This is a genomic window from uncultured Clostridium sp. (genome assembly GCF_937920395.1).
In the GTDB taxonomy this organism is placed as follows: domain Bacteria; phylum Bacillota; class Clostridia; order Clostridiales; family Clostridiaceae; genus Clostridium_AD.
On record NZ_CALEVF010000191.1, the window covers coordinates 1 to 23,294 of the forward strand.

The 23,294-nt window shown below is 32.6% G+C and carries 23 protein-coding genes; all 23 read right to left on the bottom strand.

All coding sequences use genetic code 11. The features are described 5' to 3' along the window. Positions 1 to 106 precede the first annotated feature (106 nt). The gene (locus Q0649_RS12280; protein ID WP_298842307.1) at positions 107 to 808 is read right to left on the bottom strand and encodes a FadR/GntR family transcriptional regulator; all 702 of its coding nucleotides are present in this window, start codon (positions 806 to 808) and stop codon (positions 107 to 109) included. A 369-nt stretch (positions 809 to 1,177) separates the two neighbouring features. Continuing rightward, on the bottom strand, positions 1,178 to 2,890 hold the full coding sequence (locus Q0649_RS12285) for a methyl-accepting chemotaxis protein (RefSeq protein ID WP_298842248.1): 1,713 nt from the start codon (positions 2,888 to 2,890) through the stop codon (positions 1,178 to 1,180). A 289-nt stretch (positions 2,891 to 3,179) separates the two neighbouring features. Further along, complete coding sequence (locus Q0649_RS12290) at positions 3,180 to 4,892, bottom strand: methyl-accepting chemotaxis protein (RefSeq protein ID WP_298842251.1); 1,713 nt, start codon at positions 4,890 to 4,892, stop codon at positions 3,180 to 3,182. A 361-nt stretch (positions 4,893 to 5,253) separates the two neighbouring features. Beyond that, on the bottom strand, positions 5,254 to 5,727 hold the full coding sequence (locus Q0649_RS12295; protein WP_298842254.1) for an Lrp/AsnC family transcriptional regulator: 474 nt from the start codon (positions 5,725 to 5,727) through the stop codon (positions 5,254 to 5,256). A gap of 4 nt (positions 5,728 to 5,731) precedes the next feature. Beyond that, positions 5,732 to 6,184 carry an Lrp/AsnC family transcriptional regulator gene (locus Q0649_RS12300; protein ID WP_298842257.1) on the bottom strand — a complete coding sequence of 151 codons (453 nt, stop codon included), beginning with the start codon at positions 6,182 to 6,184 and terminating at the stop codon, positions 5,732 to 5,734. Then, the gene (gene nirJ2, locus Q0649_RS12305; RefSeq protein ID WP_298842260.1) at positions 6,184 to 7,188 is read right to left on the bottom strand and encodes a putative heme d1 biosynthesis radical SAM protein NirJ2; all 1,005 of its coding nucleotides are present in this window, start codon (positions 7,186 to 7,188) and stop codon (positions 6,184 to 6,186) included. The genes Q0649_RS12300 and nirJ2 overlap by 1 nt, the downstream gene beginning before the upstream one ends. Before the next feature lie 34 nt (positions 7,189 to 7,222). Then, complete coding sequence (nirJ1, locus tag Q0649_RS12310; RefSeq protein ID WP_298842263.1) at positions 7,223 to 8,407, bottom strand: putative heme d1 biosynthesis radical SAM protein NirJ1; 1,185 nt, start codon at positions 8,405 to 8,407, stop codon at positions 7,223 to 7,225. A 295-nt stretch (positions 8,408 to 8,702) separates the two neighbouring features. Next, complete coding sequence (locus Q0649_RS12315; RefSeq protein ID WP_298842266.1) at positions 8,703 to 9,794, bottom strand: glycerol dehydrogenase; 1,092 nt, start codon at positions 9,792 to 9,794, stop codon at positions 8,703 to 8,705. Between the two features lie 99 nt (positions 9,795 to 9,893). After that, positions 9,894 to 10,598: an MIP/aquaporin family protein gene (locus Q0649_RS12320; protein WP_298842269.1), complete on the bottom strand. Its 705-nt coding sequence runs from the start codon at positions 10,596 to 10,598 to the stop codon at positions 9,894 to 9,896. Positions 10,599 to 10,716: 118 nt separating this feature from the next. Further along, positions 10,717 to 11,265 carry a BMC domain-containing protein gene (locus Q0649_RS12325; RefSeq protein WP_298842272.1) on the bottom strand — a complete coding sequence of 183 codons (549 nt, stop codon included), beginning with the start codon at positions 11,263 to 11,265 and terminating at the stop codon, positions 10,717 to 10,719. After that, positions 11,262 to 12,605, bottom strand: a complete 1,344-nt coding sequence (locus Q0649_RS12330; RefSeq protein ID WP_298842274.1) for a 4Fe-4S dicluster domain-containing protein — start codon at positions 12,603 to 12,605, stop codon at positions 11,262 to 11,264. Before Q0649_RS12330 ends, Q0649_RS12325 begins: the two co-directional genes overlap by 4 nt. A 12-nt stretch (positions 12,606 to 12,617) precedes the next feature. Then, a complete protein-coding gene (locus tag Q0649_RS12335; RefSeq protein WP_298842277.1) occupies positions 12,618 to 14,033 on the bottom strand; it encodes an aldehyde dehydrogenase family protein in 1,416 nt (471 codons plus the stop codon). Continuing rightward, complete coding sequence (locus Q0649_RS12340; protein WP_298842279.1) at positions 14,017 to 15,009, bottom strand: cob(I)yrinic acid a,c-diamide adenosyltransferase; 993 nt, start codon at positions 15,007 to 15,009, stop codon at positions 14,017 to 14,019. Before Q0649_RS12340 ends, Q0649_RS12335 begins: the two co-directional genes overlap by 17 nt. Positions 15,010 to 15,039: 30 nt before the next feature. Further along, the gene (locus tag Q0649_RS12345; protein ID WP_298842281.1) at positions 15,040 to 15,309 is read right to left on the bottom strand and encodes a EutN/CcmL family microcompartment protein; all 270 of its coding nucleotides are present in this window, start codon (positions 15,307 to 15,309) and stop codon (positions 15,040 to 15,042) included. Between the two features lie 4 nt (positions 15,310 to 15,313). Continuing rightward, a complete protein-coding gene (locus Q0649_RS12350) occupies positions 15,314 to 16,078 on the bottom strand; it encodes a flavoprotein (RefSeq protein WP_298842284.1) in 765 nt (254 codons plus the stop codon). A 10-nt stretch (positions 16,079 to 16,088) separates the two neighbouring features. Continuing rightward, a complete protein-coding gene (eutJ, locus tag Q0649_RS12355) occupies positions 16,089 to 16,904 on the bottom strand; it encodes an ethanolamine utilization protein EutJ (protein WP_367179377.1) in 816 nt (271 codons plus the stop codon). A gap of 2 nt (positions 16,905 to 16,906) precedes the next feature. Continuing rightward, complete coding sequence (gene pduL, locus Q0649_RS12360) at positions 16,907 to 17,560, bottom strand: phosphate propanoyltransferase (RefSeq protein ID WP_298842287.1); 654 nt, start codon at positions 17,558 to 17,560, stop codon at positions 16,907 to 16,909. Beyond that, a complete protein-coding gene (locus Q0649_RS12365) occupies positions 17,557 to 18,090 on the bottom strand; it encodes a BMC domain-containing protein (protein ID WP_298842290.1) in 534 nt (177 codons plus the stop codon). Before Q0649_RS12365 ends, pduL begins: the two co-directional genes overlap by 4 nt. Next, positions 18,087 to 18,485 carry a glycerol dehydratase reactivase beta/small subunit family protein gene (locus tag Q0649_RS12370; RefSeq protein WP_298842293.1) on the bottom strand — a complete coding sequence of 133 codons (399 nt, stop codon included), beginning with the start codon at positions 18,483 to 18,485 and terminating at the stop codon, positions 18,087 to 18,089. Before Q0649_RS12370 ends, Q0649_RS12365 begins: the two co-directional genes overlap by 4 nt. 1 nt (position 18,486) lies before the next feature. Then, a complete protein-coding gene (locus Q0649_RS12375; protein ID WP_298842296.1) occupies positions 18,487 to 20,307 on the bottom strand; it encodes a diol dehydratase reactivase subunit alpha in 1,821 nt (606 codons plus the stop codon). 23 nt (positions 20,308 to 20,330) lie between these two features. Further along, complete coding sequence (locus Q0649_RS12380) at positions 20,331 to 20,861, bottom strand: diol dehydratase small subunit (protein ID WP_298842299.1); 531 nt, start codon at positions 20,859 to 20,861, stop codon at positions 20,331 to 20,333. 12 nt (positions 20,862 to 20,873) lie between these two features. Beyond that, on the bottom strand, positions 20,874 to 21,542 hold the full coding sequence (locus tag Q0649_RS12385; RefSeq protein WP_298842301.1) for a propanediol/glycerol family dehydratase medium subunit: 669 nt from the start codon (positions 21,540 to 21,542) through the stop codon (positions 20,874 to 20,876). Between the two features lie 18 nt (positions 21,543 to 21,560). Then, positions 21,561 to 23,225, bottom strand: coding sequence for a propanediol/glycerol family dehydratase large subunit (locus tag Q0649_RS12390; protein WP_298842304.1), 1,665 nt, complete (start codon positions 23,223 to 23,225; stop codon positions 21,561 to 21,563). Positions 23,226 to 23,294: the final 69 nt, after the last annotated feature.

The following is a 23,294-nucleotide window of genomic DNA, read 5'->3' on the forward strand; positions in this document are numbered from 1 at the left end:
TCATAATATTTCTACCATTGTTATATAATTAACGATATTTATTTTTTATAATATTAAAAGTGAGTACAATATTTGTTATTGCACTCACTTTTAATATTATAATATTCTATATCGTTTTTTCACTTTTATACTTATTTGAAAAATCCAAATGTTCTCGCATTGCTTTTCTGGCATCCGCGGAACTATGCCTTTCTATAGATAAATATATCTCATTATGTTGAGAGAAAAGTATTTCCTTATTTCCTGCATGAACTATTATTAGTTTTCTTGCATCCTTTATAAAATGATCTACAAGTGTTGAAACTGTTTTAAGAATATCAAAAATTAAAACATTCCCTGAGCATTCTGCGATCTTATAATGAAAATTTTTATCTATTTCAGAATTAATATCCTCATCATCACAATTTAAGAATTTTTGCGTAAGTTCTTTAAGCTCTAATAATTGTTCATCCGTTATTCTCTTTGAAGCTAACCCTGCAGCCTCAACCTCCATAATCTTTCTGAGCTCCCATATCTCTTCTTGATTGCTTCCCTCTAACATAAACATAATTGATAATGGTTCAAATAGGTTATCCTGAAAACTTGCCTTTATATAGCTTCCTTCTCCTTGTCTGCACTCTATAAGTCCAACAACTTCTAATGCCCTAAGAGCCTCTCGAATTGAAGCCCTACTCACTTCTAATTGTTGCACTAAGTTTCTCTCTGAAGGTAGTTTATCACCTTTTTTAAGAATACCTTGATCAATCATATTTTTTATTTGGTCAATTACTTGTTCGTAAACTTTCGTACTTTTTATTGGGCTAAACATTTTGTTCACACCTGGATATTGCTCCAAATGCTTAGATGTACTTTTGTCAATTTTATCCATTATGTGATCCCCCCTTTAATATCCAAGATTCATGCACTGTATATATTATAACATAATTATTGCACTTTAATACTTCAGCAAATCATCTTGAAAATCATAAGTATTTATATAAATATATTACAACCACATTTTTTTAAAATAAATTATACAAAAAAATAATAAATTATGATTTATAAAAATGAAAATGTTGATAATTATTTCACATTATCGTCGTTATCATTTATCCTAAATAAAATATTAAAACCGATAGAATTTATAAAATCCTATCGGTTAATCAGCTTTATTAATCTGTTCTTCATATTCTAATATTTACAACTTAAATTTATGAACCATGCTATTTAATTTTTCAGCAAGTATTGCCTGATCTTGAGTTGCTTTTGTTATTTCTTGAATAGCCATTACAGATTCATTAACACTTGCGAGTATCTCCTCCGAACTAGCCACTGATTCTTCAGCTGTTGCTGATACATTTTCAATTGCTTTTTTTATCTCTGACACTGTTTCATTTACTATATTCATTGAGGTTCCTATATCTACGGATAGCTCATTAAATACCGTCGCATCTGCACCATAGTGTTTACCTGTATCTACAAATAGTACATAATCTGGTGCAACTTTATTGTCAATAAAATCCAACACATCCCGTGCATTGCTCGAAAGATTATGGAATGCATTTTCAACTTTCGCAGTTACATCTTGTATTCTTTGAACTGCAGTTGATGAATCTTCAGCTAATTTTCTAACTTCATCTGCAACTACTGCAAATCCCTTGCCTTGCTCTCCTGCTCTCGCCGCTTCAATTGCTGCATTAAGTGCAAGAAGGTTTGTCTGACTTGCTATATTTTCTATTTCATCTGCCATTAGCTTAACTTCACCAACAACCTTTCCTTCTTCAATTGCTTTTAATATTTTTTCTTGTTTCTCTTTACCCAGTTCTTTTGCATTCACAGCACTTATTTCAGCATTTTTCATGATTTTTTCAGCTTTCACTCCTATGTCACTAGCAATCTTAGTTCCGTTGTTTGCTCTTAAAGTTACACCTTCCACATTTTCTGCAATGCTTTCCGTGGTTGCATTTACCTCTTCTGCTGTTGCACTTAGTTGCTCTGCCCCTATGGATACTTGCTTTACAGATTCATTAACGAGATCCATTTTCGCAGATATTTCCTCCGTTGTAGCAGATAGTTCTTCGCTTGTAGCACTAATATCAGTAGCACTTTCTGATATTTCTCCAATTAATGTTTTTAAATTTAATACCGCTTTATTTAGAGCTTTTGCCAAAATACCAATTTCATCAGTATTATCAATGTCAATTGTTTTTGATAAATCATTTTTTGAAAGTGCTTCAGCTACAATTACAACCTTCTTTATCTTCTTTGATATCGAAATAGCAATTATTAACCCAAGTGTTATTGCTACAAATAAACCTAGCATAGTTATTATTATAATTTTACTATATGCACTATTATATGACGATTGACTATTATCATAATCAACTTTAGCCATACTCATAGTTAATTTTGCCTCTTTTTCTAAAACGTTAAACATATCTGTTCTAATTTTAGTAAGACCTGGTGCAAGTGCGCTTGCTTTCCTAAAATCTCCTGCCTCAGCTTGTTTAATTAATTCATCTCTATTAGTACGGTAATCACCTAACAATTTTTTAAACTCTACAAATTGTTGCCTATCTAAATCAGTTGTAATTGTGGTTTTGTATTCTGCAATAAGTGTATTATTAAGAACCACAAGTCGTTGAATGTTATCTTTATTTTTTTGTATATTACTTTTGTTTATTGGGTCAAGAATTAACAATAAATCTCCTCTTATTTCTAATAGATTTGCTTTGAGATTAGAAATATCATTTACCCCTACCAAATTTATATTATAAATACTTTTAAGATTTTTATCCATACTAGACATACTAGTCATACCAATAAACCCAACAATACCAATAAACAACGCAACTAAAATAAATGATGATACCAGTTTTTGAATCATTTTTAAATTATTAAAGAATTTCATTAACACTCGCTCCTAATTAATCTAGCGTAGCACATTCTACGCTGATTGTTTTTTTATAATTTTTTAGATAACTATCTATAATATTTCATATTTTTTTATAATTTTATATTTAATTATCAAATATCATTAAAGCTTTTTCTAAGTCACTAATATAATCGTTCCATTTGCATTTAACTTTAACAAAATTTAATAATACAAAAAAATGTCCTATAGATTAGACCGTATTTGTCTAATCTATAGGCTTAAATTTACTTACTTATCTTCTTTAACTCATTACTCTAATATTAATTTAGATCTTGAATTTTTTAACCATCACAGTTAGTTTTTCAGCAAGTATTGCCTGCTCTTGAGAAGCTTTTGTTATTTCTTGAATTGCCATAACAGATTCGTTAACACTTGCAAGTATTTCCTCTGTACTAGCAACAGATTCCTCAGCAGTAGATGACACATTTTCAACTGCCTTTTTAATTTCTGACACAGTTTCATTTACTATAGTCATAGAAGCTCCTATATCGGCTGATAACTCATTAAATGTTACAGCATCTGTACCATATTGTTTCCCTGTGTCTACAAATAATATATAATCAGGTGTTACTTTATCATCAATAAAATTCAACACATCGTGCGCATTAATTGAAAGATTTTGGAATGCTTTCTCGACTTTTGCAGTTACCTCTTGTATTCTTTGAACTGCAGCTGATGAATCTTCAGCAAGCTTCCTAACTTCATCTGCAACTACTGCAAACCCCTTACCTTGTTCTCCTGCTCTCGCAGCTTCAATCGCTGCATTAAGTGCAAGAAGGTTTGTCTGACTTGCTATGTTTTCTATTTCATCTGCCATTAGCTTAACTTCACTAACAACCTTTCCTTCTTCAATTGCTTTTAATATTTTTTCTTGTTTCTCTTTACCTAGTTCTTTTGCATTCATAGCACTTATTTCAGCATTTTTCATGATTTTTTCAGCTTTTACCCCTATATCGCTAGCCATCTTAGTTCCCTTGTTTGCTCTTAAAGTTACACCTTCCACATTTTCTGCAATACTCTCCGTGGTCGCATTTACTTCCTCTGCTGTAGCACTTAACTGCTCCGCTCCAATTGATACTTGCCTTACAGATTCATTAACAAGATCCATTTTCGCAGATATTTCCTCTGTTGTAGCAAATAGTTCTTCACTTGCAGTGCTAATATCTGTAGCCCTTTCTGATATTTCTCCAATTAATGTTTTTAAATTTAGTATCGCTTTGTTTAAAGCTTTTGCCAAAATACCAATTTCATCAGTATTATCAATATCAATTGTTTTTGATAAATCATTGTCTGAAATTGCTTCAGCTACAATTACAACCTTCTTTATTCTCTTTGAAATTGAGATAGAAATAAACAACCCAAGTAAAATGGCAAACAATAAACCTATAATAGTTATTACAATTATTTTAATGTATGCACTGTTATATGATACTTGACTATTATTATAATCAACTTTTGCTAGACTTTTAGTTAAATCTAACTGATTCTGTATAGTTGTAACCATTTCCTCCCTACTTATATCAATCCCCGCAACAAGTTCATTTGCTTTTTTAAAATCGCCTGCATTAGCTTGCTTAATTAATTCATTATAACCCAAAGTATAATTCTGAAGTTGACTTTCAAATTTCATAAATTGTTGCTTTTCCAATTTTGTTTTAATAATAGTCTTATAGCTTGTTATAAGACTATTATTAATGGCCTCAAGCCCAGCAATATTGCCTGTATTTATTAGTAAATCTTTTTTATTTAAAGGATCAATGACTAGCAATAAGTTTCCTCTAATTTCTAATATATTAGCCTTTATGTTGACAACATCCTCAACACCCTTTAAATCATCATTGTAAATATGAATAAGATTTCCATCTATCTTATTCATATTAGATATTCCTATAAAACCAACCACCCCTATAAACAATGCAACCAAAACAAAAGCTGACACCAATTTTTGAATCATTTTTAAATTATTAAAGAATTTCATTAACAATCACTCCTCAAATACTAAAATGTTTAAATTTTTTTTATAAAACCCTCCCTAATAAAAATATATTTTTTACTTTTTTTGTGATTTATTCTTTTATTATTGTCTTTATGAAATATGTAAAATATTTTATTAATTTAGTAATTATCGTTAATTATTTAGATAACTTTAACAAAAATAATTATATGATTTTATTATTTTATAAATCTTCGACTATATCGTTTACATTAAGTATAATAGCATTATATTTTAATTACTCAACACAAAAAGACGGCAAAGCCGCCTAATTATTCATATTTACCATTTAGCTATTAATTTTATTAACATAAAGCATAACAATAATTATCTTATAACATATTCACTATCCTTCTATAAAATATTTCATGCTTTCCTTTTTAAGTTCTTTAGTACTATATAATAGATTATAATCCTCAATATTTATTAATGTCGCGATTTCTTTAACTGTTCGCTCACATTCTTGATTACTTTGTCCATGAATCATAGTGAACACATTATATGGCCACTCTGGGAATGTAGGCCTCTGGTAACAATGACTAACCTGAGGAAAAGATACCATGATTTTGCACGCGGCGTTAATTAAATGTTTCGGAACTATCCACACAACCATTGCATTTGAAATAAATCCAATATTTCTATGATTTACAATAGCTCCAATTCTTCTAATAATACCGCTAGTACAAAATTCTTTAATTTTATTAATTAATTCATTTTCTGTAATACCAAGCTCCAAAGCCATTTCTTTATATGGCTCTGACACTAAGGGTAAATCTTCTTGAACTCTTCGTATAATATTTTTATCTAAGCAGCTCAGCATATAATCACTCCTTAACATTAAAAACAACATTGATTTTAAATAGTCTTTCCACAGGTAATTCAATTATATCTTCAATATGTGTTTTAAGTTTGATATCATTTAAAAATTCTTTAATACCATCTATAGAAGGTGCTATTACCGTAAACCACATATTGTATGAATGATTTCTAATATAATTATGAGTAACTCCATTATTACTATTTATAAGTTTTGCTACTTCCTCAATTCTATCTATTGGCACTTTTATAGCACACAAGGTGCTATAATAGCCTAGTTTTCTTAAGTCAAATATTCCACCTATTCGTTTAATATACCCATTACTTTTAAGTTCTTTAATAATATCAATAACTTGCATCTCAGATATATTTAGCTCCTTTGCAATCTTAATAAAAGGTCTTGATTCTATTGGAAAACCAGATTGAATTAAGTTAAGTATATCTTTACTTATCTTATCCATTACTTTGCGTTTCCCATTACTTTGCTAGAATATAAGCAAGTATTTTCACCTGCCATATAGTCTCCATCATTATAATATGCTATGCGGGCACGACACCCACCACAATCTTTTTTATAGTCGCAGATACCACACTTACCTTTATAATTCATAGTCCTTAATTCTTTAAATATAGGGCTATCTCTCCAAATTTCACTAAAAGATGTTTCGCGTACATTTCCAATTGGAAGATTTAAATATGCACAAGGCTGAACATCTCCACTAGGACTAATAATACAATAACTAGTTCCTGCTAAACACCCACGGCTAAACCTAGGATTCATTCCCATTTCCTTTGCAATTCTCATAAACTCAGGTGCGCATGTTGGTTTTAGCTCTATATTAACATCATTTTGTTTTAACATTATGTCCTTTAATAATCTCTCATATTCCTCTGGTTTTAACAATTCTTCTTCAATATCTTCTCCTCTACCTGTTGGTACTAAAAAAAAAGTGTGATGTGCTACAGCGCCCATTCCAATTGCAAAATCGGTTATATCAAGTATTTCGTCTTTATTCCAATTCATTACCGTTGTATGTATTTGAAAATGAAGTCCAATATCTCTACAATTTTTCATGCCAATTACAGCTTCTCTCCATCCGCCTTTGTAACTACGAAATTCATCATGCTTTTTAGGATTAAGACTGTCTAAACTAATTCCCACCCCCATAACCCCTGCATTTTTTAGTTCTCTCGCAACTCTTTTAGTTATAAGCGTTCCATTACTACCAATAACCGGCCTTAACCCAACCTTCACTGCATGCTTTATTAAATCAAAAATATCAGGTCTTACTAAAGGCTCTCCACCTGAAAATACCATTATTTTAAATCCTGCCTTTGCTACTTCATCTAATAGTGATTTACCCTCAACTGTATTTAATTCATGCTGTGCTTCAATACCTGCATCTCTATAACAATGTTTACAGTACATATTACATTTATTGGTTGTATTCCATGACATAATCATATTTTAATCCCCCTCATCATCTTTTATAAAACTGCTAAACCAACCCCATTTCCTCTTTCACACATATTTCTTTATTACTCAAATAACAAGCAGGGTCTGATGCCCAAAAATCTCCAGTTACTGATTCAGCCCTTGTCCTAAAATTCCCATTACATACACTTAACCATTTGCATTTACTACATCTACCCTTAAGTAAATTTTTTCTATCTTTTAATCCTTTCATAATTGGACTTGTTGTATCCTCCCAAATTTCTTTAAATGATCTTTCTTTAACATTTCCAAACGTATATTGTGGCGTAAACTGGTCTGCATGTATATTTCCTAGGTAATCAACATTTGCAATTGCAATACCAGACCTATTTCCACCATTCATCTCCATTAATTTATATATATTATCTGCTAAATGAGGGTATTTCTTTAGTGCTTGCAAATAAAGATAAACCGTATCTGCGTGATTATCTACAGTAAGTATTTCTACTTTATTTCCAAGTTCTACAGTCTTTTTCATAATCAAATCCATTACAGCTCTTGACTCTTCGTGAGATATGTCATCATTAATCATTTCACTTGCTCTTCCTGAATACACCAAATGATAAAAGCAAACACGATTGATTTTTTCTTCTTTAATTAGATTAAATATATCCTCTATTTGATCATAGTTGTGACTATTAATAGTAAACCTTACACCCACTCTTTGATTCACTTCTTTACAATTTTCTATCCCTTTTAAAGCTTTATCAAAACATCCTTTAGTGCGCCTAAAATCATCATGTCTAACACCAATACCATCTAAACTAATTCCTACATATCCAACTTCACTTTGTTTAATTGTTTTTGCAACCTCTTTGTCAATAAGCGTACCATTAGTAGAAATAGTACTTCTTATATTATGCTCTCCTGCATGCTTTATTAACTCAAACAGGTCACCTCGAAGTAAAGGTTCTCCCCCTGAAAATAGTATTACTGGAACTTTAGCATTATGAAAATCATCAATAAGAGATATGGCCTCTTTAGTGCTTAATTCACCTTTATATTTTTTACTATCTGAATTCGCATAACAATGCATACACTTTAAATTACAAGTTTTTGTACAATTCCACACAACAACTGGTCCACGACCATTACTAACTCCATTTTTTTGTGTGCTAGCTCCGCTTACATACCTTAATTTATCTCCAAAATTCTCAGAACCACATAATAATTTAGATACTCCAATCATATTTTATCCCCTCTTCTAAACAATTTAATTTCCATAATAAAAAAAGGAGTACATATTCAATTCTCCTTAACAAAATTTATATATAAAAATCAATAATTTATTAATTTATATGTATTTAATTAAATTTTTATACCTAATAATGGCTTATATATTTAAATATAGTTTATAGAGTCTCCTCTAATATATAGATTGAATATATTGCCTATAAATAAAAATAAGAGCACCATACAAATATATTGTATAATGCTCTTATCTCTATAAAAAAATTATTGTACTTTTATTTTACTAATATTTCTTATTTACACATGGTACCAAGTGCATCTGCAGAAAGTAATGCAGCATAAACGTCCTTTGGAGTAACCACAAATGGTTCATTAATCATTGTTTCACCTGGTCCGCATGAAGCAACTGCTACACTCATTAATTCTTCAGGAGTTATGTATCCTATTCCTAGATCCATAAGTGTACATGGAAGTCCTACACTCTTACAAAACATTATTGCTTCTTCTATTTCATCAAGTGGTCTATTTTCAAGTACTAATTGTGTTATTGCACCAAATGCAACTTTTTCACCATGGTAAAGTTTATGAGTTTTTGCAATAACCGTTAATCCATCATGAATTGCATGTGCTGCTGCAAGACCACCACTTTCAAAACCAATTCCACTTAAATACGTATTGGCTTCAATTATGTTTTCAACAGCTTTCGTACATACATTACCATCACAAGCAATTCTTGCTTGTACTCCATCTGATAATAATGTAGCATAACAAAGTTTAGCTAGTGCCATAGCTGCAAGTGTTGCTTTTTCACCTGACATATTTCCTCTATTTCCTTCGAAGCAAGCTCTTGCTTCAAAATATGTAGCAAGTGCATCTCCCATTCCAGATACTAAAAGTCTTACTGGAGCCTCTGCAATTATATCAGTATCAACTAATACGACTTCAGGATTTTTAGGAAGTAATAAATAATTTGAGAAAACTCCTTTTTTAGTATAAATAACTGATAATGCACTGCATGGTGCATCTGTTGCAGCTATTGTAGGGACTATAATTACTGGAAGTTTACAATAATATGCAACAGCTTTTGCAGTATCAAAAGTTTTTCCTCCACCTACCCCAACAATTACTTCACAACTTGAACTTTTTACTATTTTCATCAATCTTTCAATTTCTTCGGTGCAACACTCTCTATTAAAAGTTTCATATGATAACTTACATCCACTTCCTTTAAAGCTTGTCTCAATTATGCTTGTAGTTTGCTTAATTGCTCTTTCTGTTCCAATTATTAAAAATGATTTCCCATAGGCTTCGATATGCTCCTTAATTCTAGTAAGTTCGTTGCTACCCTGAATATATCTTCCTGGTGACATAATAATTCTTGACATATTAATTACCCCTTTCAATTTGGAATTAATTTAAATAAGCAGAAAAATTAACAATTTGTCAATTATCTGCTTATTATAGCATATATTTACATAATAGTGTTAGAATACTATTTTAAATAATAATGCACCTACTATGCCTCCGCATATTGGTCCTACTACTGGAATCCATGCATACCACCAATTTGAACCTTCTTTATTTTTTATTGGCATTAAAAAATGTGCTATTCTTGGTCCTAAATCTCTGGCAGGGTTCATTGCATATCCAGTTGTTCCACCAAATGCTAAGCCCATTGCAAGAATTATTCCACCGACAATAAGTGGTGAAAGTCCAGAAACTGGTTTTGAATTTGCAAATCCTAAAACTGCAAATACTAGTACAAAAGTAGCAATAAACTCTTGTAAAAAGTTACTAAAAGTATCACTTATAGCTGGTGAAGTGCAGAAAACATCTCTTTTAGTATTTGCATCTTCTGTCGCATCAAAATGTAATCTAAAATTAATATATACCAAAATACCACCTAAAACTCCACCTAACATCTGAGCAACAACATATCCAAGTACATGATTCCAAGGAAATATTCCAATTACTGCAAAAGCTATTGTGAATGCTGGATTAAAATGTCCCCCTGATATTGGTCCAAAAATCCATACAGGAATAGCAACTGCCATTGCCCATCCGATTGTTATTGCAAGCCATCCTGCACCAGTAGATTTGGTTTTGCTTAAAGCCAAATTTGCAACTACCGCATCACCAAGCAAAACTAATAATGTAGTTCCTAAAAATTCTGCTAAATATATTGACATAATATATCCCCCCTCTTTAATAATTCTAGATAATAATTTTTATTATTTAAGTGTTCTAATAATATATATATATTAAAATCCTTAATTTTATATGCCGATTTAATACCATCTAACAAAACTATAATAAATTATTAAATACTTCTTTTTTAGGAGATGAAATAACTTCTTTATTTAAAAGCATACCTGTTTGTACTACTGAATTTGCGCCTACTTCAACAGCAGCTTTAACTGAACTTACATCACCTGTCAACGTTATATATGATTTACCACCAATTCCCATCCCAAGTCTTATTTCAATTAACTTAACTTGCGCTGCTTTTGCGGCAGCATCAGCTGCTACAATGGATGCTGCTATTGAAAAAAATTCTAATATTCCAAGTGCATTTACCTTGTCTATTGTTGCATTACAATTAATAGCAGAAATTACATCAGGGTGCACATTAGCAATTAAAACATCATCTACAACATACTGACCACCATACTCAACTCCTGACCTTTGAGCCGCTTTTACTGCTCCAACTTCCCCAGCAACCAATATTATAAATTTTCCTGGACAAGTAGGCTTTGAAAATAGGAGTCTCACCTCTGCAGACTTAAGCATAACATCTGCTACTGCTATTCCTCTTGCTATGCTGTTAAGCTCTATTAATGCTATTGATCTAATCATAGTATCACCTCGCTACTTTCAATAATTATACACTGAGATACCTTTGTAACTTTTCCACTAATACTAGCATGAATATTAGCCCCCATATCACCAGGCTTAATTTCACCAATTAATTGTCCACGAATAACATCATCACCAACTGATACAATTGCAGTAGCCGGCTTACCTATATGCTGCTTTAACGGTATATTCACAATGTTAACATTTACCTCAATTGCTTTATCATTAAATTTAATGTCTTTGTATTTACCTAGGTTAAGTCTTTGTACAAGCCTTGATACTGGTACTTGTCTGCCATCTCTATCTTCACTCGGAATTATTTTTAAAGTTGTATTAAATTTAACTCCCTTTTTTCTTAATTCATTTTTTATCATTATATTTACCTGCCTAGGAGATATTCCCATAGGGCAAGCATACATTTCACATATTCCACATTCGCTGCATATTAGTGCTTCTTTAAAAATTTCCTCAGAATGATCAAGTGACATTGAAATTGCCCTCATAATTTTGTGAGGTCTTAATGGATGGCCCAGTAAATATCTTGGGCACATTTGTGTACAATATGAGCACTGAATACATGCAGATTTAGTTTGATTAATTATATGCTGCACAGATAATGATTTTCTAGCTCTAATATAATGATCCGCAGGAAGTACAATTATTCCACCATCAGTTTTAGTTATACTTCTCTCTTCTACTTCATCAGAACTTAAAATTCTTCCCATCATAGGTCCACCCATAATTACACAATAATCCTTGATACTTAGACCCCCTGCAGCTTTTATACATTTTGAAACTGAAGTTCCAATCGGAACTGATAGTAGTGTTGGATTATTTACTTCACCCGTTACAGTAATTATTTTGTCAGTAACACTTTTGCCAATCGTTGCATCATATATGTTTAACACTGTTGCAACATTTGACACCACTGATCCAACATTTAGTGGTATTCCACCTGGTGGAATTACTCTACCAGTAACCTCATATACGATAACTTGCTCGTCACCTGCAGGATAAACACTTTTAAGATAAAAAAGTTCAACTTTTGAATCAAGTTTTTGTATTGCCTTTTGAAGAACATCTATTTCCCTTTCATATTTACCTTTAATTGCAATTATAACTTTATCTGCTCCTACCAAGGGTGCCATAAGAGTTAGTGCCTTTATTATTTTTTCTGCATTATGACGCATAATATACTTATCAGTTTGAATAAGTGGCTCGCATTCTGCTGCATTAACTAAAAGATATTCAACATTGCATTTTAGTTTAATGTGGGTGGGAAAACCGGCTCCCCCGGCTCCTACAACTCCAGCTTTATATATTTGGTCTAATAATTCCATATTAAACCCTCCTTATATGATTCTAAAAGAATCAACCATTGTACATCTTCTTTGCCTAGTAAATGATGTAGCATTTGTAATACCTTCACCTGTTGGCCCAGCTATTGTAAATGTTGTCCAACCTTCTCCTCCAAAACCTATTCCTGCATATGATGGTGCATTTTTAACAAATATTGTTGTATCTATAAGTCTTGACATCTTAGTTAAATTATCAATATTTTTCGAATGCATCATAGCGGTATGTCTATTTCCATGTTCGTCTATTACGGCTATGTTTATTGCTTCATCCACATCTTTGACTTTAACAATTGCAAGTATTGGCATCATTAATTCTTCTTGTACAAATGGATGAGAATTTTCAGCTCTACAAATTAAACATTCAACACCTTTAGGAGCCTGAATTCCAGCTGCTGCTAAAATAACTGCCGCATCTCTACCGACGAAGTTTTTATTAACTCCATATTTTATTTTTCCATTTTTTTCTGTTTTATTCATTACTACATCTAAGACCTTTTGTTTTTGCTGCTCATCTAATTCATATACATTTCCGTTTTTAAGCATCTCTGTTATTAATCTTTCATATACACTTTCAACAACAATTGCTTCCTTTTCTGCTATACATGGAAGATTATTATCAAAACAACAACCTGCGATTATATCCCTTGCAGCTTTAACTATATCTGCAGTTTCATCAACAACTACTGGAGGATTTCCTGCCCCTGCTCCTATTGCTTTTTTGCCTGATGATAATACTTTTTTAACAATAAATGGTCCACCTGTTGCAACAACAAGTCTTATTTTAGGATTATTTATCATTGCATCAGTACTTTCAAGTGATGGTTTCCTGAGCGTCGTAATTAAATTTCTAGGTCCACCAGCATCTGTTATTGCTTTATTAAGAACTCTTACTGAAATAAGGCAACTTTGTATTGCTCCTGGATGTGGAGAAAATACAGCTGCATTACCTGATGCAATCATTCCAATACTATTACACATAACTGTTGCCGATGGGTTGGTTGAAGGTGTTATTCCACCAATTACTCCAAATGGTCCCATTTCTATAAGTGTTAATCCTTTATCACCTGATATTGCCATCGTTTTAAGCACTTCTGTTCCGGGAGTTTTATTAGCTACAAGCTTAAGTTTTAAATACTTATGATCTTTTCTTCCCATTCCAGTATCTTCAACGCATACCTGAGCAATTTTCATAGCATTGTCTAGTATAGCTTTTCGCATTGCAGCTATAAGCTCTTCTCTTTGTGACATACTCATACATATAAGCTCTTTTTGTGCAATTGATGCAGCCTCAATTGCTTGATCCATATTATCAAAAACGCCATCACTATCAGATATGTTAAGATCTTTCCTGTTCATTTCCTGAAGCACTTTTTCAACCATTGCTGATATTTCATCATTTTTTATCTCCATAACTTATCCTCTCCTCAAACTTTTTAACTGCATAGGTCGCAACTTCCATATCTTGTGCAACTGTTCCCCCACTTACACCAACTGCTCCAACTATAAGATCATTTATCTTTAAAGGATATCCTCCTCCAAATGTAATAACATTTTCTAAGTTGTTAATACCATAAAGTTCTCCGTTTTTTGCTAGTTCATTCAGTTCATGTGTAGGCAACTTAAATGCTACTGCACTATAAGCCTTTCCTTTTGCAATTTCAATACTTGCAAGAAGTGATCCATCCATTCTCTCAAACATTATAGGGTTACCATGTTCATCCATTACCCAAATTACCATTGCCACCTGTATTTGCACTGCTTTTTCGATACAACTTTTTATTATCTTTTCACTATAGTCACTATTCATTTTCTCACTACTTTCACTATGAACTTTTTTGTAAACCACCTCTTCTATATTTTCCTGAACCTTTATTAATACATTCTTATAATCCTCGTATCTTGCTATCGTATATATAGCGTCTGATAATCTATTAAAATACTTTGATAAATTAACACTTACATCATAACTCTCGCAAAGCTCTACTATATATCGCTCCGTTTCGCGTACCTTAGTTCTTGCTACATCAAGCGCTCCTGATTCAATTGTTCCACCAGGAACTATAAAACTATTGAGCTTTGGGATAATCATATCTAACTTATCTATTACCGTTTCTAAATACTCTATATCTTCTTTAACAATTCTTTCCTTAACTTTATCAGTACCAAGCGATGCAAGTTCAGCACCCGCTTCAAAAAGTGTTTTTTGGATTGTAAATATTATCTCTTTTATTTCCTCATCTTTTATAAAACTTCTTGCAAACCCTAAAGAAGAATTCGCACTATCACATGTTCCATATGTCCATACTCTCAAATCAGATTTTGAAGTCCTACTTCCCCCAAGCAAACTTGTTTGACCTTTGTCCCCTGTCTTTGTATATATTTTCATAAATTCATCTCCTATTGGGAGTTTAAATTATTATTTGCTTACTTCAAGGTAATCTACAATCCCTACTATAGCCGTATCAATTGGAGTATCTATATTATCTTCTAAAAGTCTTGCTCCACTACCTGTAATTACAAGAACTATTTCACCATTTCCCGCACCTACTGTATCAACTGCAACTAATGTCTCTTTCTCTTCTTCTTCGTGTTCATTAATTCTTCTAATTATCAAAAGCTTGCTTCCAATCAATCTGTCATCCTTCTTCGTGGAAACAAGCGTCCCAATTACTTTTGCTAAAAACATATCCTCACCCCTCAATGTAATCTATTTTAATGTTTTCTGAGTCTATGTAATCTTTTGCAAGAGATGTAATAACCGCTCCTTTTGAAATCTTTATATTCCTACAACTCCCAATAGACAGTAAATCGGTTTTTGTTATTATTCCTTTTAATGTTACTTGTTTTATTTCTTTTGTAACAACTTTTTTAATTTTAGTGATTTGTGTTGTTTCCTTTTCTTCTATAATAAGTAATTCATTTATAGCCTTTTTGAGCTCATATGCATTGATAAATGAAACCCCAAAGCTCTCTATTGTTTTTATATGATTTTTCATCATTTCATTATATGAAATATTTTGTGAATAACCTAGTGAAACATTAACTGGGTTATCAGGATCAAAACTATCCTTTACTACAATTATTTTCTTATTTTTCATAATCGCATCTGAAATTCCTGTTGTAATAAATGTGTCGCGAATACCAAGAGCTGTTTTTGCAAGTATATTTCTTGTCATAACAGGTATCAATATAAAATCAACTTCATCTATCTTTTTAGACATTAATTTTCTATCATAAATTACATCTGCATTTAAGTCTTCAATAAATTTATGAGGAATAATATTCTTCGCAGAGTCTGATAAAACCACACTATATCGTAAATTATCAAATTCTTTTAAAATCTTAAATTCATCTTCTACATTTACTACCCCGCCTGAAATGAAAACTAATACTTTTTTATTAACCAAACCTAATACTTGAATTGTGATTGCTTTTATGAGCTCTTCAATATCCAACTAAATCACCTCACTTTACGCTAATTGCAATTCCCAGTGGAGTTGCTAAAAGTGGATTATACGTTTTAACAGTTTTAATCCCAGTATACTCTTCTACGACATTTTCAATATTTTCAAGGCAACAAGTACCTCCAACAAGATATATTGTATCAATATTGTAACCTTTTATATGTTTTTGTATAATTGATGACATTTTTTCAATTACCGGCCTAACCATTGTAAATACCATATTATAATTGTTAGTATCCTTTTTATATTCCTCTGCATCTTCATATTCCATATTTAGAGCCCCTGCTGTCACAAGCGTTAAATGTCTTCCACCTGTTGGTTCATCTGCACTATAGATAACTTTTCCATCTTTAAGTATCGAAATCCCTGTAGTACCACCTCCAATATCCACAACTGCTCCAGAATTAATATTTAATACATTGGCTGCTGCTGTTGGTTCATCGAGTACATTTGTAACAATAAAACCTCCACCTTCAACAACATTTTTAATAACACGTACATTACCTTCCATAATTCCTGGTGGAATTGCAGTTGCTGCATATATAAGCTCACGACCAAGTTGCTTTTCAAGTTGAGCTTTAAGATTTCTTATGATTTGTACTGCCTCTACAAAGTTAACAACTATTCCATCTCGTACAACATCTGCTGGATAAATTGCTCCTGCAACTGGAATATCATTAGAATCAAGCACTGTAATAACTATATTCGCAGTTCCAAGATCAACTCCAACCTTAAGCTTTCCCTCTACCTTTATTGGATCAACATTCGCTATACATTTTTCCATTTGCAATATAAGATCATTTGCTTTCTCCATCATAATTATCTACTTAACCCCACAATCCTAATAAGACCATTATTTTTTATTTCTGTTGCATTTGCCTCATCAGTATCTATATGAACCTCTAAAACTGAATTATTACCAACTCTAACAAGTACATTTTTTAAAATAATACCTTTAAGTCCTTTAGTTTCAATATCCACAAAGTCCCCATCCGCAACTCCAAATTTTATTGCATCGCTTGGTACCATATGAACATGCCTAGTAGCAACAATTACTTTTTCTTTAAAAATCTTCATTCCCTTTGGTCCAATTACACTAAGCGATTCTGATCCTACTACGTCTGAAGAATTTCTTAGTGGTGCCTTTATTCCAAGTGTATAAGAATCTGTAAGTGATATTTCAATCTGACTTTTTTTTCTTATAGGCCCGAGTATTCTAACTTTAATCAAACTTCCTTTAGGTCCTGCTAAGGTAACAGTTTCATTTGCTGCAAACTGACCTATTTGTTTAACTTTACTTTTCACTGTAAGTTCATATCCTTTTCCAAATAAAAGTTCAAGGTCTTCCTTGGTCACATGAAGATGTCTACTTGAGACTCCAACAGGAATAACATATTCTCTATTTTTAATACATGATTTTCTTGAAACTTCCTCAACTATATCCTTTAAAAGAGCATCATCAAATTTATTCATTTCTTATCACCTTCGCTATCCTTATAATGCATACATGCCTTTCTTGGCATTCCCTTTTTTCTACTACATTTAGGGTCATAACACAAATTACAAATTTCCTCTACAGGTTGTTCCTGAACAGCTCCATCCACAATTATTGAATTAACAACTACAACTGATTCTTCTACTATATCTGGCTTTTCTATTATTTTTTCTTTTAAACTTTCATTTTTTTCTTTTTTGTCTGGAATTCTTTTCTCCAACCCAACAGTTTTACTAGATTCAATCATTAGATCTAGTTTGTCTACAGGTCTTGGTATAACAAGAGTTGCATATACAGTATTTACAGCCGCTGCACTTACTTTAGCTGACTCAATAGCTGCTTTAACTGCTGATACATCACCTTTAATTTTAACTGTAACCATGCCATAACCTTTAGTCAATTCATACCCTATGAGCTCAACATTTGCTGATTTCATACAAGTATCTGCTGCTTCAATTGCTGCAGCTAATCCTATTGTTTCAATTAACCCAATGGCAACTCTGCTCATATATTTTCCTCCCTGCTAAAATTCTGGTTTAATGCTGACATAATACCCTCGCCCATATTTTTAAAAGGCATTATTTTATATAATCTTGCAGCATTATTACCAATATTCCTTGCAGTATCTTGAATATTTTCTTTCAAGTTGACGTCGAGAATTGGTTTATCAATTTTAAGTCTGCTAAAGTGCAACAAAACTCTATTTTCTTTTATTCCTATCCCGACCCCCATCCTTGAATACACTGCAGCCTTATGAGTGATTTTTAAAAGTTCATCACTATTGACTACATCAACTTCATATGGGATACCTTCTTCTTCAATTCCTGCGAGTAACTGCTTAAGTATATTTTTATTAGGTTTATCTGTAACAACAACAATGCAAGGTCTACTATTATTCTCCATTTTATATTCCTTTCAAGCTATTGTAGTAAGATATTACAAGACCTGTTGCTACTGCATTTCTAGGGCCTTCCTTAGCTCTTATATTACCGCTTCCACAAACTATGCCATAATGAGAAAGTTCATCTGATATCATCTCAGGTATTTCAAAATCAAGTGCTGATCCACCAACGAGTACTACAAACTCAATAGTGCGAAGATTATTACCTGGTGCTATATCTTGAAGAGCCCTTACAACATTTGTTATAAATATTTTCTTTTTAGCTTCCCGACGTGCAATTCTTATTTTATCAATTGAATGTTTTGAATGAACTGGAACCATCTCATTTTCTTTTACAACAACATTTCTTGCAAATATAGAAGCACTAAGTGGCTTTTGGAAAAAGCAAACACTACCATCCTCATATCTTATATTAAATAAACTTTCTACTTTCGCAAGGGGATACTTCTTGATATCCTCAGCCAGGTTATAATCATCTATTCCAAGTTCTGAGTTTATGAGCATTGTTACCATCTCTCCTGCTCCTGCATGATGAATAGATTTTACTTCTCCTGTTTTACTTATAAAGGCAGAGTCTGTTGATCCCCCACCTAAATCAAGTATTACCATCGGTCTGTCTGTACCTGGAGTAGTTAATGCTCCAAGAACTGCCATATTTGCTTCAACTCCACCAATTAGCACCTTAATACCTGTCTCATGCTCAAGTTTTCTTGCTATACTTTCCATAGGAAGTTTACTTGTTTTAACCATTGCAGCTAATGCAACTGCATTTTCTAAAGCAAACTCACCAGCTATACCTCCATTTACCTTTTGAGGTACAAACGTATCTACTGCTAAAATATCCTGAATTTTTATGTCAGAGCTTTTCTGCTTTGTTAATTGACCCATGACCTGCTTAACTCGTTCAATCATTCCTCCAACATTTGTTCCACTCTCACCAACCACATCATTTATTGGCCAAGCATCTCTTAACGCCTTCATTATTTTAACTGCGCCCTCTTCGATGCCAATTTTTTTTTCTTGCTTTCCAAATAAAATAAGATTACCAGAAGGAATCGTTCTTTCCTTTACGTCTCCCTCTGGTGTCCTAATTACAACAGCAGACTTATTTCCAATTAATGCTCTTGCAACAGGAATTACATGCTTTGTTTCATCTGGGGTTAAACTAAATATTGTAGCTAACCCGTAAGGATTTGAAAGAACTGTTATATTACAACCAGGTGCCGCTACCTCGACTGCCGCAATCATTCCCATAGGTACTTTTTCAATAAGAGAAACCTCATCAACAATGGGGATAACTTTCCTTAGCCTATTAGAAATAATAACACCATCATCTGCCTGAACAATAAGTCCATTAATTTTTACATTATTGTCAAGCGCATTATTAATTCTAATAGCAGCAGTTTCAAAATCTACTGACTTTGGAATTATACAAATTACATCTTCCATGCTGTGTAGATTTACTATTTCATCAATATACACAGTCTTACCAATACCAATACCTAGTCCACCTGGTGTATCTGGATTATGTCCAATCATAGTTGACTCGGTTATTATTGTTTCTGTAATTGTTTCCATTGCCACATCACCTATTACAGGTGTTGCTTCATTAATACATATAGAATCTAATGCAGATAATTCTATGTTAATTTTCTTACATGCGTCAGTTAGAGAATTTAAGATCCCAACAACGTTATCTAAAGTTCCTTTTATTCCTGTAGTTTTAGACAAACTACTAGAAACGAAATTTAGACCATTTTCTATATCTGCAATAGCTACTTCTGTTGTAGAATTACCCACATCTACACCTGCAATAAATTTCAAACCAATCACCTCTTAAATCATCATTAAACTTTTAGTCTACTTCTCTTTTCATAAACATCAGCAGCTTCTCTTACTAATGTAGCATTTATTGTGGCATTATATTTATCATCAAGTTCAGTTGCTATATCAAGTAACTCCTGCTTTGTAGATCTAAATGGTCTAAGTGCACTATAAATTTCAAGAACCCTTGCATCAGGAATTGCAACCATTTCAGCAGCTCTTCTCAAATTTTTACCAAACTGAACTCTTCCAACTTCATCTGCAATTTGCGCTTGATATAAAAGTACTTCAGCTGTTATTTTAATATCTTCTGGTTTAACGTCTCCATTAAGAACACTTTTAACATCAATGTCATCGAGCCCTTTACCACTTTTAGTTTTAATTAGTTCCTTACTGTTTTTTGCTAATGGATAATCTTTAAGTGTTAATTTTTTAGGACTACTATTATTAGCGTTACCATTAGATGTTGCTTTAACATCTTGTGCTCCAGTTTCATTTCCCATCATTTTCATAACTTCTTTTACTATTTGTTCAATATTCATATTATCATCCATATAATTCACCCCTTACTTAAATACAACTTTAAGTTGCACAGGTTTTGCATTTAATACAACGTGCTGTGTTTCTTTGATATGAAGAACTGCTGCTTTTGCTTGATATTTAGGTCTCGCCATCTGATCGTTTAACGTTGGAACTGGAGTCGGTGATTCACCTTTTGCATATTTTGCAGCATTTTTCCCAATTGCTCTAAACGTTTCGAGAGTTATAAGTGGAGCTTGTGGGAAAAGTTCAAGATTTTCTAACATTTGAAGGTCCTTTTGATGAATAACAGTTGTTCCTTTTGACTGAATACCAATGCCAATTCCTGAGCCACTTAAAACTGCGGCATCATGAGCCATAAAACAAACATCAGATGTACGAGTTACTCTAATAACTCTTGCAGTAACACCTTCTTCTTCAATACCTGCCATAAGTTCTCTAAGTACTTTGTCATGTGGAATATCCACAATAGTTTTTGTTTGATAAATTCCAAATGCAGGAGCTAATGCTATAACAACTTCATCGGGCCTTGTTCCTGGTCTCGCTTCTCCTTCTTCAATAAGCTCTAATTTTGAATTTAAAGTATCTACTTTACTTTCTATATTTCCTCCACTGGAGTTGCCTTGTGATTGTAATTTTTTAACAACTTCATTTGTTATGATTTTAATTAATTCCTCATTAGACATTACATTCATATTACATCACTCCTCTAACTACATTTTATTAGGATCAAGAGCCTGATTAATGTTTTTTATTTCATCCCATCTTGCGCCCTCAAGCCTGTACCCTGTTCCTGGTCCCATATAATCATTAGGATCGTTTACTGCAGTAATTACGTTGAATTTATCATCAAAAATAGATGAAGTGTGTAAATAATCTCCAGCAATTCTTTGTTTTACTAAGCTTAGAACCCTCTGTGCAATATCTTCATTTCCACTTTTTGAAAGTGCTTTAACCACTTCAAGAACTGTAATCTCATTCTTTAATATGCTCTGAGCAGCTTTTAAATCTTCTACAACATTTCGATCTGGAACATCCTTACTTCCATGTGCATATGTTACTGCTTCAACTTCTTCATCAGTTATTTGTGGTAGTCCCATTTCTTTAAATACTCCTTGAAGCACCTTTGCAGCCTTATTTCTAATAGCAATTGCATCCGCTTCTTTTATTGGTTTGAGCCCTCCATCGACCTTTAAATCTCTTTGAAGTACAAGATAGTCATCATAGTCATCAACATCAAAGTTAGAACCTGCAAACATGTTATCATAATTAGGAACTCCACCGTATCCTGAGAATATAAAGTCTGTACCAGGTAAGAATTGCATCATAGTCCTTGCAGTTTTTCTTATATCTGAATGTGTGAATGTTTGATCATTTCCTGAACAAACTTCCATGTCAAGCATTGAAGTTATAAGGTTCTCCGCAAGTACAGCTCTTATTCCACCTGAAACTGAGGCCGGGATACCAATACAACTTATAGAACCATTTTGTAATCCTTGAACTCCAGCACCCTTTGTAATCATTATGCATCTTGCTTCAAGATAAAGCATTGACTTACCTTCAGCATAACCCATTAGCACTTCTGAACCAGTACCAGATGTAAATCTCATTTTAAGTCCACGAGATGCATATGCTGATGCAAGAAATGCCTTTGACCAAGGTGTATCATCTCCATCAGTAAATACTTGCTCTGTACCATAAACTGATATTGTCTCAGCATAAGCTGTATACCCAAGCATTCCAAGTTTAAGTTCTGTTGCTTCTTCAAGAGCACATTGAGTTAATATGCCCCCTCTTCCTACTTGTGCTCCGATTAATAATCCAAGTGCATTAAAAGGTGCATATCTAGTTACAGCAACTGTAGTTTCCATTTCATCAAAACCTCTTAAAGCTGCTTCTGCAGCGTCCGCTGCAATTAAAATTGGATTATCTTTTACATTTGTAATATGACACTGATTAGATGGTGTTTTTCTGGCTCTCATTTTTTGCAGTGCCATCATCATCTCAACAACATTTAGGTTGTCCACAACTTCAACTAATTTTGCTGGAGTAATAGAAGTAGCAATAGTTACAATTTTTGCTCTGGGAACATTTATATCTGTAAGCATCCTAGCAATTTCAAGTGATGTGAGCGCCATTGATTTTTCTGCATCGCCAATGTTTATAGCGTGATCAGCAAGAAAAATATCTATAAAATCAAAATCTGCTCTTTTCTTTCCATCCATTTCAGAAATCTTACCATTTTCAATTTTTAAACTTGATTTTGGATCATTTGGACCATCTATTGCAACCAGACCAACATCTGGCCAATCTTGTACAAACCCATCTTGATTAACTGGTCTTTTTTCTAAAGCTTCAAATCTTTTTGATCTTTTCATAAATCAACCCTCCATCCTTAATTTAAATATACGGTTCGGTAGTTGAAGTTGGTTCATCACCTAACGCAT

Excerpts from the sequence above, each read along its gene's own strand:
- Q0649_RS12325 (WP_298842272.1), bottom strand. The coding sequence starts at position 11,265 with ATGATTAGATCAATAGCATTAATAGAGCTTAACAGCATAGCAAGAGGA.
- Q0649_RS12290 (WP_298842251.1), bottom strand. The coding sequence starts at position 4,892 with ATGAAATTCTTTAATAATTTAAAAATGATTCAAAAATTGGTGTCAGCT.
- Q0649_RS12365 (WP_298842290.1), bottom strand. The coding sequence starts at position 18,090 with ATGAGCAGAGTTGCCATTGGGTTAATTGAAACAATAGGATTAGCTGCA.
- pduL (WP_298842287.1), bottom strand. The coding sequence starts at position 17,560 with ATGAATAAATTTGATGATGCTCTTTTAAAGGATATAGTTGAGGAAGTT.
- Q0649_RS12345 (WP_298842281.1), bottom strand. The coding sequence starts at position 15,309 with ATGTTTTTAGCAAAAGTAATTGGGACGCTTGTTTCCACGAAGAAGGAT.
- Q0649_RS12385 (WP_298842301.1), bottom strand. The coding sequence starts at position 21,542 with ATGAATGTAATGTCTAATGAGGAATTAATTAAAATCATAACAAATGAA.
- Q0649_RS12315 (WP_298842266.1), bottom strand. The coding sequence starts at position 9,794 with ATGTCAAGAATTATTATGTCACCAGGAAGATATATTCAGGGTAGCAAC.
- Q0649_RS12335 (WP_298842277.1), bottom strand. The coding sequence starts at position 14,033 with ATGGAGATAAAAAATGATGAAATATCAGCAATGGTTGAAAAAGTGCTT.
- nirJ2 (WP_298842260.1), bottom strand. The coding sequence starts at position 7,188 with ATGATTATGTCATGGAATACAACCAATAAATGTAATATGTACTGTAAA.
- Q0649_RS12370 (WP_298842293.1), bottom strand. The coding sequence starts at position 18,485 with ATGGAGAATAATAGTAGACCTTGCATTGTTGTTGTTACAGATAAACCT.
- Q0649_RS12330 (WP_298842274.1), bottom strand. The coding sequence starts at position 12,605 with ATGGAATTATTAGACCAAATATATAAAGCTGGAGTTGTAGGAGCCGGG.
- eutJ (WP_367179377.1), bottom strand. The coding sequence starts at position 16,904 with ATGATGGAGAAAGCAAATGATCTTATATTGCAAATGGAAAAATGTATA.
- Q0649_RS12300 (WP_298842257.1), bottom strand. The coding sequence starts at position 6,184 with ATGGATAAGATAAGTAAAGATATACTTAACTTAATTCAATCTGGTTTT.
- Q0649_RS12380 (WP_298842299.1), bottom strand. The coding sequence starts at position 20,861 with ATGGATGATAATATGAATATTGAACAAATAGTAAAAGAAGTTATGAAA.
- Q0649_RS12285 (WP_298842248.1), bottom strand. The coding sequence starts at position 2,890 with ATGAAATTCTTTAATAATTTAAAAATGATTCAAAAACTGGTATCATCA.
- nirJ1 (WP_298842263.1), bottom strand. The coding sequence starts at position 8,407 with ATGATTGGAGTATCTAAATTATTATGTGGTTCTGAGAATTTTGGAGAT.
- Q0649_RS12340 (WP_298842279.1), bottom strand. The coding sequence starts at position 15,009 with ATGAAAATATATACAAAGACAGGGGACAAAGGTCAAACAAGTTTGCTT.
- Q0649_RS12295 (WP_298842254.1), bottom strand. The coding sequence starts at position 5,727 with ATGCTGAGCTGCTTAGATAAAAATATTATACGAAGAGTTCAAGAAGAT.
- Q0649_RS12390 (WP_298842304.1), bottom strand. The coding sequence starts at position 23,225 with ATGAAAAGATCAAAAAGATTTGAAGCTTTAGAAAAAAGACCAGTTAAT.
- Q0649_RS12280 (WP_298842307.1), bottom strand. The coding sequence starts at position 808 with ATGTTTAGCCCAATAAAAAGTACGAAAGTTTACGAACAAGTAATTGAC.
- Q0649_RS12320 (WP_298842269.1), bottom strand. The coding sequence starts at position 10,598 with ATGTCAATATATTTAGCAGAATTTTTAGGAACTACATTATTAGTTTTG.